The organism is Alteriqipengyuania lutimaris, assembly GCF_003363135.1.
GTDB lineage: Bacteria > Pseudomonadota > Alphaproteobacteria > Sphingomonadales > Sphingomonadaceae > Alteriqipengyuania > Alteriqipengyuania lutimaris.
This window is the reverse complement of record NZ_QRBB01000001.1, coordinates 1077220-1090308: the sequence shown is the minus strand read 5'-3', so window position 1 is coordinate 1090308 and position 13089 is coordinate 1077220. Positions and strand designations below refer to the sequence as shown.

The window sequence follows — 13089 nt, the reverse complement described above, 5'->3', positions numbered from 1 at the left end:
CTCTAGCCGCACATCGCCCCCGCGTCATCCGGGCCGAAAGGACGTGACCCAATGGCCCCCTCGCCAAGCCTGCGGCCATGCGATAGGCTGCGAAGCGATACGAGAGAGCGATGCAGATGATGGACGCCCCGATGGACAACAGCGACACCGATTTCGACGTGCTGATCGTGGGCGCGGGGATTTCCGGCATCGGCATGGCCGCCCATCTCGAAACGGAATGCCCCGACAAGCGCTATGCCATCCTCGAACGGCGCGAACGGTTGGGCGGGACATGGGACCTGTTCCGCTATCCCGGCGTGCGTTCCGACAGCGACATGCACACGCTCGGCTTCGTGTTCGAGCCCTGGCGGCACGAGAAGAGCATCGCCGATGGCGCCGCGATCCTCGACTATCTCGACCGGATCGTGGACGAGCGCGGCATTCGCGAGAACATCCGTTTCGGCATGCGCGTCGAAACCGCCGATTTCGACAGCGCGACCGCGCGGTGGGTGGTCACGGTCGTCACGCAAGAAGGCGAGCGCAAGCGGCTGACCGGCAACTGGCTCTACCTCGGATCGGGCTATTACGACTACGACGAGCCCTACGACCCCGGTTTCGAACTCGGCGAATTCGAGGGGCAAGTGGTGCATCCTCAATTCTGGCCAGACGATCTCGGCTACGAAGGCAAGAACGTCGTCGTCATCGGGTCCGGCGCCACCGCCGTCACCATCGTTCCCGCGATGGCGGAAAAAGCCGCATCGGTCACGATGCTCCAGCGCACGCCGACCTGGATGTTCAGCCGCCCGGCGCGCGACGGGCTCGCCAATTTCCTGCGCAAGATCCTGCCCGAGGACACGGCCTACAAGATCACCCGCTGGAAAAACGTGGTGATGCAGGACATCGGCTTCAAACGCGCGCAGAGCAGGCCCGAAAAGGTCAAGGAATTCCTGATCAAGAAGGTTCAGGGGCACCTTGGCGACAAGTACGACGCGCGCGCCTTCACCCCGCCCTACGACCCGTGGGACCAGCGCCTGTGCCTGGTGCCCGACGCCGACCTGTTCGAAGCGATCAAGCGCGACAGGGCGCAGATCGTCACAGGGCGCATTGCACGCTTTGCGAAGAACGCCGTGGTGCTGGAGGACGGACGCGAGATCGCAGCCGACATCCTCGTCACCGCGACGGGCTTGAAGCTTGCCGTTGCGGGCAAGATCGTGGTTTCGGTGGACGGCGAACCGGTCGATTTCGCGCAGCGCTATTACTACAAGGGCTGCATGTTCTCGAACCTGCCCAACCTCGCGGTGGTGTTCGGCTATCTCAATGCCAGCTGGACTTTGCGCGCCGATCTCAACGCGGCCTATGTGTGCGACGTGCTGAACGAGATGGACGCCAGGGGCGTCGATATCGCGGTCCCGCAGCTTACCGGGCACGAGGCCGCCGCGCTGGAGGACGATGACATCTTCGATTTCTCCTCGGGCTATATCCAGCGCTCGAAGGCGATCATGCCGAAGAACGCGGTGAGCTTCCCGTGGCGGCTCAACCAGGATTACCGGGTCGATCGCAAACAGATGAAGAGCGATCCGATCGACGACGGCATCCTCCATTTCAAGGCGCTGTCCCACGCACCGGCAGACGAAGTCGCGCCCGAACGCTCCAGCACCGCACGCACCGCAGGCTGAGGATTGCCGAGCCCGTCATGACCACGCGTATCTGGACTGCCGCGCTCGTCGTGATCGGCGACGAGATCCTCTCGGGCCGAACGCACGACAGGAATATCGCGCAGGTCGCGCAGTGGCTGCAGGTGCAGGGCATCCGGCTGGCCGAAGTGCGCGTGGTGGCGGACGAGCAGGACCATATCGTCGAAGCGGTGAACACGCTGCGGGCGCGCAACGACTATCTCTTCACCACCGGCGGGATCGGCCCCACGCATGACGACATCACCGTGGACGCGGTAGCCGCCGCACTGGGCGTGGATGTGATCGTCCATTCCGAAGCGCGCGCGCTGCTCGAACGCTATTACGCCGACAAGCCCGGCGGGCTGACCGAAGACCGGCTGCGGATGGCGCGCGTACCGCAAGGTGCGGAGCTCATCCCCAATCGCATGTCGGGCGCGCCGGGGATCAAGGTCGGCAATATCCACCTGATGGCGGGCGTGCCGCACATCACTGCTGGCATGCTCGACGCGCTGACCGGAACGCTCGAAGGCGGCGCGCCGCTCAAGAGCGAGACGATGGGCTGCTGGACCGCCGAGAGCGAAGTCGCGGGGCTGCTGCGCGAAGTCGTCGCGCGGCACGAGAAATGCCAGATCGGCAGCTACCCGTTCTTCCGCGAAGGCAAGGTCGGCGCGAATTTCGTCGTCCGATCGACCGATGCGCAGGCGCTGGCTGCATGTTCCAAGGACCTGCGTAATGCGCTGATGGAGGCGGGCCATTCCCCGGTGGCGGGCGGCATCTGATGGGTGGAACTTCGCCTTAACCGTCTTGCGCTAGGCTCGCCGCGTCATGACGAGCGTCTATCTCACCATCGACACCGAATATTCGGCTGCTCTGCCGCACGGGCCCTGCCCGGTCGACCGGGCGGAGAATTTCGCACGCTCGATCGCCTGCATCACCCCCGACGGACCGGCCGGGGTCACGCACAAGCTCGACCTGCTCGCCCATTATGGCCAGCGCGCGGTCTTTTTCGTCGATCCCATGCCGGCGCTGCTGTGGGGCGTCGCCGCGATAGAGGACGTGGTCGCACCGATCCTCAAGGCGGGGCAGGACGTCCAGCTCCACTGCCACACCGAATGGCTGGAGAAGGCGCCGCCCGGCGGCCCCTTCGCGGGAATGACGGGGCGCAACATCAAGGATTTCGCGTTCGAGGATCAATGCCGCATCCTCGAATGGGCGCGCGACACGCTGGTCGCGGCGGGCGCGCCCGCACCGGTCGCCTTTCGTGCGGGCAATTACGGCGCCAACCGCGATACCTTGCGCGCGCTCAAGGAGATCGGGCTGTTCTACGACACGTCGCACACGCCCGGCATCGTCGGGGGCGACAGCGATCTCGGCCTGCGCTCCACCGATACGCAGCCGCTGCTGCACGAAGGCATCGTCGAAGTGCCGGTGTCGTGCGTCGGCGATCTCGCAGGCCGGCTGCGGCATGCCCAGATCACCGCGCTCTCGATCGGCGAGATGCGCAATGCCCTGCTTCATGCGCGCGATGGGCGGATGACCTGCTTCACGCTGGTCTCGCACAGCTTCGAGCTGATCAACCGTCGCCGTCTCGCGGTGAACAAGGTGGTGCGCAAGCGGTTCGAGGCGCTGTGCCGGGTGCTGCAGGACACGCCGGGCATCTGGACGGCCGACTACGCCAACTCGCCGCCGGTCAAGATGTTCAAGCGCTCGGACATGCCCGAGCCCGTGCCTGCAAACCCCATGAAGGTCGGCTGGCGCTATGCCGAACAGGCGGTATCGAACACGCTTTACGGCGCGCTGTGAGCGGGCGATGACGGCCCAGCCGACCAGCATCGACTTCACCATCGGATCGCGGCGGCTCTTCCGCGTCGAGCGATCGCTCCGCCCGATAGGCTTTTCGCTCGAGGATGCGCTGGCGGACACGCTGCCCCGCACCGCGACCGAGGGGGCGGACGGCCTGCGCGTGCAGTCGGCGCCCGCGCCGATGGCCGCGCGGCTGCTTGCGGCCTTTCCCGATCACATCGCCGGCGCACGCGAGGATTTTCGGCGGCACTACATACTGATGGACGGCAGCTTCGAGGATTACCTCGCGCGGTTCTCGGGCAAGACGCGCAGCACGCTGCGGCGCAAGGTCCGGAAATTCGCGACGGCCGATGGCGGTGACCTGGACGTGCGGGCTTACACCTCGCCAGGCGAGGTCGCCCGGTTCCTCGATCTCGCGCTGCCGCTGTCCGAGAAGACGTACCAGGCGCGCCTGCTCGATGCGGGACTGCCCGACAGCGAGGATGCGCGAAAGGCCATGCTCGCGGCGGCGGAGGCTGGGCAGATGCGTTGCTTCCTGCTGTTCCTGCACGGCGAGCCGGTCGCCTATCTGGCGCTGCCGGTGCGCGGGGACACGCTGGTCTACGCGCATCTCGGCTACGATCCCGCCCATGGCGCATTGTCGCCGGGCACGGTCCTGCAGATGGAGGCGCTGCGGATGCTCTTTGCCGAGGAGCGCTTCCGTTTCTTCGACTTCACCGAGGGGGAAGGCGCGCACAAGGCGCTGTTCGGCACGCACTCCATCGACTGCTGTTCGTTCGTCCTGCTGCGGCGGACGCTGGCGAACCGGCTGCTGCTCAGTGCCCGCGACGGCTTCGATGCAGGCGTCGAACGGATCAAGCGCCTGGCCGAGCGCAGCGGCTCGCTTGCTTCGGCGAGAAAGCTGCTGAGGGCATAGAAAAAGGCCGGAGGATCGCTCCCCCGGCCGTTTCGAATTCGTCGTGTTGAAAAGGCTTACGCGCCTTCGACTTCCGCCAGGTCGATCTTCAGGCCGGGGCCCATCGAGGAGGTCAGCGTGATCTTCTGGACGTACTTGCCCTTCGCGCCCGACGGCTTCGCCTTGACGATCGCGTCGGTGAAGGCCTTGAAGTTGGTCTTCAGGTCTTCGTCCTTGAACGACAGCTTGCCGAGACCGGAGTGGATGATGCCCTGCTTTTCCACGCGGAATTCGACCTGGCCGCCCTTGGCGTCCTTCACGGCCTGTTCCACGTTCGGGGTCACGGTGCCCAGCTTCGGGTTCGGCATCAGGCCCTTGGGGCCCAGCACCTTACCGAGACGGCCGACGACACCCATCATGTCGGGCGTCGCGATCACACGGTCGTAATCGAGGTTGCCGGCCTGCATGTCTTCCATCAGGTCTTCCGCGCCGACCTTGTCGGCACCGGCGGCCAGCGCCTTCTCGGCATTGTCGCCCTTGGCGAACACGGCGACGCGCACGTCCTTGCCGGTGCCCGAGGGCAGCGCGACCATACCGCGCACCATCTGGTCCGCGTGACGCGGATCGACGCCGAGGTTCATCGCGACTTCGACGGTCTCGTCGAACTTCGCCTTGTGATCGCGCAGCGTGCTGAGCGCTTCGTCGAAGGTGTACAGCTTTTCGGCGTCGAGCTTCTCGGCCAGCGTCTTCTGCTTCTTGCTAAGCGTCGCCATGATCAGCCCTCCACCACTTCGATGCCCATCGAACGGGCGGAACCTGCGATGATCTTGACCGCCTGGCCCATGTCGTTCGCATTGAGATCCTTCATCTTGGTCTCGGCGATCTCTTCCAGCTGGCTGATCTTGATCGAGCCGATGATGTTCTTGCCCGGCTCCTTCGAGCCCGACTTGATCTTCATCGCCTTCTTGATGAGGAAGCTGGCGGGCGGCGACTTGGTGACGAACGTGAAGCTGCGATCCGCGTAGACCGTGATCTTGGTCGGGATCGGCGCACCCTTTTCGAGATCCTGCGTCGCGGCGTTGAACGCCTTGCAGAATTCCATGATGTTCACGCCGCGCTGACCCAGCGCAGGGCCGATCGGCGGCGAGGGGTTGGCGGTGCCGGCGGGCACCTGAAGGTTGATGTAACCTTCGATCTTCTTGGCCATGGGAGGCCTCCTTTTCTCACTGTCGCGAAGGGCTTGGCCCCACGCTCATGGTAAGCGGTCAACGGCGATCCACGATCGCCTCCCGCATCGGGTTTTCCAAAGCTGTGCTCGGGAAGCGGCGCAGATAGCGATTTTGCGGCAGATTGCAAGCGATTCGCCGCCTCTAAGCGCAGCGATGCGGGCCCGCCGCAAGCGGGTTTGCGAGCCGCAATGGCCGGGCGACAGGGTGACACGTGTCACCCAGGTGTCACCCTGGGCAGCTCCGCTTCAACACCCTGAAATACCTCATGTTCCTTCGCCAGATTCGGCCCTTGGGTGACACATTGCGCTTTTTCGGCGTATTTTTTTCGCCAGCGTCGAAGAACGATCAGGCCGATCATCGCAGCGCAGGTCCGAGTAGGAAACCCTCTTCAAGACTAACGCCGGTCCGTCAGGCGGCGAGACCCGCAAAGCTCGCAGACACGCCTTCGATGGCGAGCACCGGCACCGTCCCGCCGGCCGTGCGCGCATCGATGCTCACGGCAAGAGCATCGTCGCGCTGCTCGAACGGAACCGGGCCGCCGCCCACCAGCCGGACCGCGCCGATGCGCGCGCCGCGCAGCTGGCCGGTCCCGAGCGAGGTCAGCGCAAGTTCGCCCGGCTGCGGATCGAGCAGGCTCGCAGACAGCGTCTCTCGCTTGCGCGTGTACCGCACGCCGCCGCCCTGCTCCTGTCCGAACACGCGCCACGGACGCGATCCGTAGATCGCCGCCTCGCCCTCGCGGCCCATCCATCGGCCCAGCGCGGCGAGGATGCCGTGTTCCAGCGGGTCGAGCGTGCCGTTGCCGCGAACCGGGACCGAGAGCAGCAGCGTGCCGTTCTTCGATACGATATCGACCAGCTGGCGGATCACGTCCGCCGCGCCGACATAGGAGCGGTCGCGGAAGCGCGCGCGGTTGTAGTGCCAGTCGCCGATGCAGGTCGCCGCCTGCCAGGGTTCGGGCAGGATGTCCCCGGCCGCCTTGCGCTCGAAATTATGGAGCGTCCCCTCCCCCTGCCGGAAGCCTGCGCTCATCACCCCGGTGAAGGCGCCGGTCCGCGCGATCGCGCGATTGTAGAAATGCGCCGCCGCCATCTGCCCGATGGCACCGAAGGGCAGGTAGTGGCTGTCCTGATAGAGGAAATCGGGCTCGTAGCGCTCGACCAGCTGCATCTGCCGCGCCAGCCAGTGCAGCGCATAGCCGGGATCGCCCGGCGGCGCGGCCTCGATCCACTGGCCCGAGGTGTCGTCGTGCCACCGGCGCATGGCCTCGGGGCTTTCAAGCCCGGCAGGGGGGACCATGCGCGGCCCGGTATAGAGCGCCTGCGGATCGAGCCCTTCCCACGCAGTCCCCGCCCCTTCGGCAGCGGTCAGCCGCCATGCGTCATAGCGTTCGCCCGCGCGCGGTCCGACGGTGTCGTAGCCATAGGCGGTCTGCCACCAGTGCCATGAGTGGCTGGCATGGTTGCTCACACCGAAGGGAAGATCGAGACGGCGCGCGGCGGCGGCCCATCCCGCGACGAGGTCGCGCCCCGGCCCGATGCGGGTCGCGTTCCACGGGTGCGGACTGGCGAAGAGATCGAAATTGTCGTGATGGCACGCCATGCCCACGAGGAAGCGGGCACCCGCCGCCTTGTAGGCACCGAAGACCGCGTCCGGGTCCCATTCTTCGGCGCGCCATCCGGCAATGACGTCGATGAAGCCGTGGTCCGCCGGATGGCCGTAGAGCCTCCGATGGATCGCGGCCTGCGCTTCGCCTTCGAGATAGAGGTGCCGCCCGTACCAGTCGCCCGCTTCGGGGGCGCATTGCGGGCCCCAGTGGGCCCACATGCCCAGCTTCGCATCGCGGTACCAGTCGGGCACCACGAAGTGTTCGCGCAGGCTCTCCATCGTCGGCTCGACCGGGCCCGGGGCAAGCCTCGCCTGCGCCCGCAGCCTGCCCGGGGAAGAAGCGAGCAGCGCTGCGGCCCCCTTCAGCCAGTCCCTGCGTCGCATCGAAACCTCTCCCCCGTCCCCGGACACACCCTGCGTCGCACTCCTGCCGCCGCCTGGCAAGCGCAGCCTTTTCATCGACTTGCACCGGTTTCGCCCCGATCCGTCCCGAGGCGGGCCAGGCCTGCAAGCGGGCGGTTGCGAAACCTCAGCAGATCATACACGTATAGGGTGAGATGAAGCAGCGCTCCCTCGCCAGAAACCGCCTGCGCCGATTGAGCTGGCTGCGGTTCTTCGTGCAACTGGGCAGCGTGGCGCTCGCCTACTTCCTCGCCAGCATCCCGCCCATCCTCATCCTCGGCGAAACCAGTGCCGGCATCCTCGGCTCGGTGGTGGCGAGCATGGTGGCCGCGCTGCTGGTCGCGCGGCTGTGGCTCGGCGCCGACGGGTGTGTGAGGCAGGCGTGGAGCATCCGCCCGCCGGTCAACATGGGCCGCACGCTGGCACTCGCCGCGCTGGGTACGGGAGCGATCATCGCGCTGTTCGCGCTCGGCGCCATCGCGATCGACGCGCTCGGCCTGCCGCCGATCGACGTCAGCCTCATCCTCGATTACGTGACCGAAAGCCCGCTCAGCTTCGCTCTGTGGATCGTGCTGGTTGCGTGGTTTGCTGCAGGCTTCGGTGAAGAGCTGCTCTATCGCGGCTTCCTGATGGACCGGCTGATGCGGCTGCGCGGAATGCGCGGGCGCAAGTGGCCCGCCGCGATCATCCAGGCCGCGCTGTTCGGCCTGCCGCATCTCTACCAGGGCTGGGGCGGCGTGCTGGTGACCGCGAGCATCGGCCTGTTCCTCGCCTGGCTGCGCTTCGCCAATCGCGGCAACCTGTGGGCCTGCATCCTCGCCCATGCGGCGGTCGACACGATCATGCTCAGCCTCGCCTATGGCGAGAGCCTCGGCTGGATTTCCTAGAGGTCGCGATCGAGCTCGTGCCGTGGGGTCTTCATCCCTTTGGTGCGGCTGGTGAGATGGAAGCGGCGACACAATTCGCAGCGATAGGCGCGCAGTTTGAATGGCGCGTCGCGCGCGGCGAGTTCGGCGGCCTCGCGAGTCGCGTAGCGCTGCTTGCGGTTGCAGATGCGGGGGCGTGTGCGCACGGCGGTAAGGCCTCTATCGGAGTTCACCGGTCCGGCACAGGCGATACGCTGAAAAAGGGTCCGAAAGAGAGCTGATACTCTGTCCGGAAAGGCATCTGCCCGGGTCACGGTCCGCGCTCACAAGCTGGCCACTTTCGCCCGTTAGCCGTCCATGATAGCGCAACCACCTCGAAACGGGGGGATGGATTTGGCGAAGATTCTCGGCGTGATCGCCGCTGCACTGGCGGCTTTGCTGGCAGTCGAGGCAAGCGCGCAGGCGCCGCTGCCGCGCTTCGACGAGGACGCGCTGCTGGTCGATGGCGAGCCGTTCCTGATGCTCGGCGCGCAACCCAACAATTCCTCGAACTATGCGGCGATGCTGGATGAGGTCTGGCCGACGGTTGAGCGGCTCGGCGCCAATACGGTGCTGATGCCGGTGGCGTGGGAGCAGGTCGAGCCGGAAGAAGGCCGGTTCGATTTTTCCTTCGTCGACGTGCTGCTCGATCAGGCGCGGGCGCGCGACATGCGGCTGGTGCTGCTGTGGTACGGCACTTGGAAGAACACCGGCCCCTCCTACGTCCCCGCATGGGTCAAGCGCGACACGGCGCGCTTTACGCGGATGCGCAAGGCGGACGGGTCCGCCCATGTCGTGCTCAGCCCGCACGGGCAGGCGACCATGCAGGCCGATGCGCGCGCCTTTGCGGCGCTTATGCGGCATCTGGCGCAGGTCGACCCGCAGCACACGGTGGTGATGGTGCAGGTCGAGAACGAGAGCGGCAGCTGGGGGCTGGACCGGGACCATGCTCCCGAGGCACAGGCGCTGTTCGCGGGGCCGATCCCGCAGGAGCTTGCCGCAGGCCTCGGGATCGAACGGCAATCGTGGACCGGGGCCTTCGGGACGCGCGCCGCGCAGTTCTTCAACAGCTGGTACGTCGCGCGCTATATCGACACGGTCGCGGCGGCGGGGCAGGCGCAGAAGAACCTGCCCATGTTCGTCAATGCCGCGCTGGGCGATGCCTTCAGCGACGAGGGCGGCGATGTCGGGCCCTCGGGTGGGCCGAACTGGAACGCGCTGCCGGTCTGGCGGATCGCCGCGCCGCACATCTCAGCCTTCGCGCCCGATATCTATTCGCGCGATCCCGCGGCGGTGGTAAAATATCTCGACCGCTATGCCGCAGCGGGCCCGCTGATGGTGCCCGAGATCGGCAATGCGGCGGAATACGCGCGCTTCGTCTGGCCCGCGATGGGGCGCGGTGCGGTGCTGTTCTCTCCCTTCGGGATCGATGGCACCGGCTATTCGAACTATCCGCTGGGCGCGAAGCAACTGGACGAGGAAACGCTCGAAGCCTTTGCCGCGCCCTACCGCCTTTTCGCGCAGATGCCGCGCGAGTGGGCGCGGATCGCGCGCGATCGCCCGCTATGGGGCACTGCGAGGGGCGAGGACGGGGCCGACCAGACGCACCGGATGGGCCGCTGGGCGCTCACCGCGCAATATGGCCGCTGGGCCTTCGGGGAGGACGACTGGACCTGGATAGAGCGCGATCCGCATCCGCTGGCGGACGTGCCGACCGGCGGCCTCGTCGCCGCGCAGCTTGCGGAAAACGTGTTCCTCGTCGGCGGGCGCAACGTGAAGCTGCGGATCGCCCTCGCCGAAGCCGGCGCGGGGCAGCAGGGCGAGATCATCGAGGCGCAGGAAGGGCGCTTCGTCGATGGCGAATGGGTGATGCGCCGCCGCTGGAACGGCGACCAGATCGACTACGGCTTCAACTTCGGAGCCGAGCCTGTTTGGCTGCGGATCGAGATGGGCGTGCTCGAATAGCGCGGGCTTCGGCCCCCGCGCGCCTTATTTCGACAGTTCGACCTGCTCGAAGTCCAGCTCGACCGGGGTCGCGCGGCCGAAGATCGAGACCGAGACCTTGACCTTGGACTTGTCGAAATCGAGCTCTTCCACCACGCCGTTGAAGCTGGCGAAGGGCCCGTCGAGCACCTTGACCTGGTCGCCGATCTCGTAATCGACCGAAACTTGGTGCTTGGGCGTCGCCTTGGCCTCTTCCACACCGCCGAAATAGCGTGCGGCCTCTTTCTCGGAAATCGCCTGCGGCTTGTTGCCCGCGCCGAGGAAGCCGGTGACCTTCGGCGTGTTCTTGACGAGGTGATAGACATCGTCGGTCATGTTCAGCTTGGCCAGCACGTAGCCGGGCATGAACTTGCGTTCGACCTGAACCTTCTTGCCGCGCTTCAGCTCGGTCACGGTCTCGGTCGGCACTTCGACCTCCTCGACACCTTCGGACAGGCCGAGCCGCTCCGCCTCGGAAATGATCGCGTCGCGAACCTTGTTCTCGAAACCGGAATAGGCGTGAATGATGTACCAGCGTGCCATGAAAAGTCCTGCGAGTGCTTACGCGAGCGTGAGAAGGAAGCGGACGACCGCGCCGAACAGCGAATCGATACCGAGGAAGAAGAGCGAGAGGATCAGCACGAGGATGCTGACGAAGATCGCGGTCTGCACGGTCTCCTGGCGCGTCGGCCAGACGACCTTGCTCGCCTCGGCGCGCACCTGGCGGGCGAATTCACCCGGCGACGTCTTGCGCTTCTTCGTTTCGACTTTGCCTTCGGCCATGTGCGCCGCTTCCATTCGATGACTGTTCGACCAAATTTCGCGTCTCTTTCGGGAAGCCGGGATCGCCTTCAAGATCGTTCGATCCGAGGGCGGGTCTTGAGCTTCGATGTCGAGAGACCCGACCGCATCTAGGCGGCGGTGGACGCAAAAGCAAGCGCTCCAGAAAATGCGTTGCGCTGCTTATCGCGCGACTATAGCGTCACGCGCTTTAGGGACGCATTCGGGGGAATTCCTACATGGCTGCGGACACGCAGATGTCTTTCGGCGATCGCATGGTCGCACCGGTCACCAACGTATCCGATCTGATCTGGGGCGGAACATGGGACGGCGTGGAGGTGGTACCTTTCCCGCCGCTCGCGCTGATCCTGCTGGGCGTGGGCCTGTGGTTCATGATCGGGCTGCGCTTCTACCCGATCGTGAAGCTGGGCAGCGCCATCAAGGGCCTGTTCCCGGGCCGCAAGGGCGCAGGCAGCGGCGAGATTTCGCCCTTCGCCGCGCTCTCCACCGCATTGTCCGGCCAGGTCGGCACCGGCAACCTCGCAGGCGTTGCGACGGCGATCGCGCTGGGCGGGCCGGGCGCGATCTTCTGGATGTGGATCACCGCATTGTTCGGCATGGCGCTCGCCTTCGCCGAAGGTTCGCTCGCCATCCGCTACCGCGAACGGACCGAGGACGGCGTCTATCGCGGCGGTCCGATGACCTACATCACCATGGGCCTCGGCCCGAAATGGACGTGGCTTGCGGTCGTGTTCTGCATCGGCACGCTGTTTTCCGCGCTCGTCACCGGCAACTCGATCCAGGCCAATGCGGTCGCGGACGGGCTGCAGGAGCTGTTCGGGCTGGAAGAATGGCTCGGCGGGCTGATCGTCGCCATCCTGGTCTTCATCGTCATCATCGGCGGGATCAAGTCGATCGGGCGCGTGGCGGAAAGCGTCGTGCCCTTCATGGCGCTGGCCTATATCGTGATGGCGGTGATCGCGCTGATCCTCAATTTCGGCGATCTGCCCGAAACCTTCAGCCTGATCTTCAGCGGCGCGTTCAACCCGCAGAGCGCGGTCGGCGGCTTCACCGGCGCGGCGATCATCATGGCGATCCGCGCAGGCGTGGCGCGCGGCCTGTTCTCGAACGAGGCGGGCCAGGGTTCCACCCCGATCGCGCACGCGGTGGCGCAGACCAACGACCCCGAGGTGCAGGGCCGCATGGCGATGCTGGGCACCTTCATCGACACGATCGTGATCTGCACCATGACCGCGCTGGTCATCCTGACCGTGCGCGGCGACTTCATGCACGAAGGCCAGGCGGTGCTGCATGCCTGGCAATCGGACCGCGTCGGCTTCGAGATGACCAGCGGTGCCTTTGCCGCCGCCTTCCCCGCCATGCTCGGCACGATCCCGATCGGGACGCTGGTGGCCTCGATCGTGCTGATCCTGTTCGTGTTCACCACGCTTCTGACCTGGAGCTATTACGGCGAACGCGCGATCACCTTCATCTATGACCGGGTCAGCAAGTCCTCCACGCGGGCGAACGAGAAGAAGCTGCACGTCGCATGGCGGATCCTGTGGTGCGTGGTGATCTTCATCGGCGCCGCGCAGCCGAGCGAGCTGGTCTGGCGACTGGGCGACATTTCCAACGCCACGATGCTGCTGCCCAACATCCTCGCCCTCGCGCTGCTGTCGGGCGTGGTGTTCAAGCTTGCGCGCGGCGAGAAGGAAGCCGGGCCGACGCACGATGCCGACGCACCGCCCGCCGCGGTCGAGGCCGAGGTCTGAGCCGCACAAAGTCCGATCGGACACGAAAAGGGCCGGAGCGCGATGATGCGCCCCGGCCCT

General features: G+C 66.0%; 14 protein-coding genes. 7 read left to right on the top strand and 7 right to left on the bottom strand.

The genetic code is table 11. The annotated features are described in order from the left end of the window. Positions 1-131 precede the first annotated feature (131 nt). The 4 genes from DL238_RS05430 to DL238_RS05415 are packed head-to-tail and all read left to right on the top strand — an operon-like array spanning position 132 to position 4371. A complete protein-coding gene (locus DL238_RS05430) occupies positions 132-1655 on the top strand; it encodes a flavin-containing monooxygenase (RefSeq protein WP_115492781.1) in 1524 nt (507 codons plus the stop codon). A 17-nt stretch (positions 1656-1672) separates the two neighbouring features. Next, positions 1673-2431, top strand: a complete 759-nt coding sequence (locus DL238_RS05425; protein WP_115491331.1) for a competence/damage-inducible protein A — start codon at positions 1673-1675, stop codon at positions 2429-2431. Between the two features lie 46 nt (positions 2432-2477). Next, a complete protein-coding gene (locus DL238_RS05420; RefSeq protein ID WP_115491330.1) occupies positions 2478-3455 on the top strand; it encodes a polysaccharide deacetylase family protein in 978 nt (325 codons plus the stop codon). Positions 3456-3462: 7 nt separating this feature from the next. Beyond that, positions 3463-4371, top strand: coding sequence for a GNAT family N-acetyltransferase (locus tag DL238_RS05415; RefSeq protein ID WP_115491329.1), 909 nt, complete (start codon positions 3463-3465; stop codon positions 4369-4371). Positions 4372-4427: 56 nt separating this feature from the next. Here the strand turns inward: DL238_RS05415 and rplA are convergent, their stop codons facing one another. From rplA to DL238_RS05400, 4 genes are all read right to left on the bottom strand, one after another. Beyond that, positions 4428-5123 carry a 50S ribosomal protein L1 gene (gene rplA, locus DL238_RS05410; RefSeq protein WP_115491328.1) on the bottom strand — a complete coding sequence of 232 codons (696 nt, stop codon included), beginning with the start codon at positions 5121-5123 and terminating at the stop codon, positions 4428-4430. 2 nt (positions 5124-5125) lie between these two features. Further along, on the bottom strand, positions 5126-5557 hold the full coding sequence (gene rplK, locus DL238_RS05405) for a 50S ribosomal protein L11 (protein ID WP_115491327.1): 432 nt from the start codon (positions 5555-5557) through the stop codon (positions 5126-5128). A 236-nt stretch (positions 5558-5793) separates the two neighbouring features. After that, a complete protein-coding gene (locus tag DL238_RS16065) occupies positions 5794-5937 on the bottom strand; it encodes a hypothetical protein (protein WP_181883834.1) in 144 nt (47 codons plus the stop codon). 50 nt (positions 5938-5987) lie between these two features. Beyond that, complete coding sequence (locus DL238_RS05400; RefSeq protein ID WP_115491326.1) at positions 5988-7571, bottom strand: alpha-L-fucosidase; 1584 nt, start codon at positions 7569-7571, stop codon at positions 5988-5990. A 173-nt stretch (positions 7572-7744) separates the two neighbouring features. On the opposite strand from DL238_RS05400, the gene DL238_RS05395 reads away from it, so the two are divergent. After that, positions 7745-8476, top strand: coding sequence for a CPBP family intramembrane glutamic endopeptidase (locus DL238_RS05395; RefSeq protein ID WP_115491325.1), 732 nt, complete (start codon positions 7745-7747; stop codon positions 8474-8476). Here DL238_RS05395 and DL238_RS05390 read toward each other — a convergent pair. Continuing rightward, on the bottom strand, positions 8473-8661 hold the full coding sequence (locus tag DL238_RS05390; RefSeq protein WP_115491324.1) for a hypothetical protein: 189 nt from the start codon (positions 8659-8661) through the stop codon (positions 8473-8475). The two genes, DL238_RS05395 and DL238_RS05390, sit on opposite strands and share 4 nt — an antisense overlap. A gap of 181 nt (positions 8662-8842) precedes the next feature. Here DL238_RS05390 and DL238_RS05385 point away from each other — a divergent pair, with 181 nt between their 5' ends. Then, positions 8843-10459: a DUF5597 domain-containing protein gene (locus tag DL238_RS05385; protein ID WP_234030975.1), complete on the top strand. Its 1617-nt coding sequence runs from the start codon at positions 8843-8845 to the stop codon at positions 10457-10459. 24 nt (positions 10460-10483) lie between these two features. Here DL238_RS05385 and nusG read toward each other — a convergent pair whose 3' ends face one another. Both nusG and secE read right to left on the bottom strand, forming a co-directional pair. Continuing rightward, complete coding sequence (nusG, locus tag DL238_RS05380) at positions 10484-11020, bottom strand: transcription termination/antitermination protein NusG (protein ID WP_115491323.1); 537 nt, start codon at positions 11018-11020, stop codon at positions 10484-10486. 18 nt (positions 11021-11038) lie between these two features. Further along, positions 11039-11260: a preprotein translocase subunit SecE gene (gene secE, locus DL238_RS05375; protein WP_115492779.1), complete on the bottom strand. Its 222-nt coding sequence runs from the start codon at positions 11258-11260 to the stop codon at positions 11039-11041. 236 nt (positions 11261-11496) lie between these two features. On the opposite strand from secE, the gene DL238_RS05370 reads away from it, so the two are divergent. After that, a complete protein-coding gene (locus DL238_RS05370; protein ID WP_115491322.1) occupies positions 11497-13029 on the top strand; it encodes an alanine/glycine:cation symporter family protein in 1533 nt (510 codons plus the stop codon). The last annotated feature ends 60 nt before the right edge of the window (positions 13030-13089 follow it).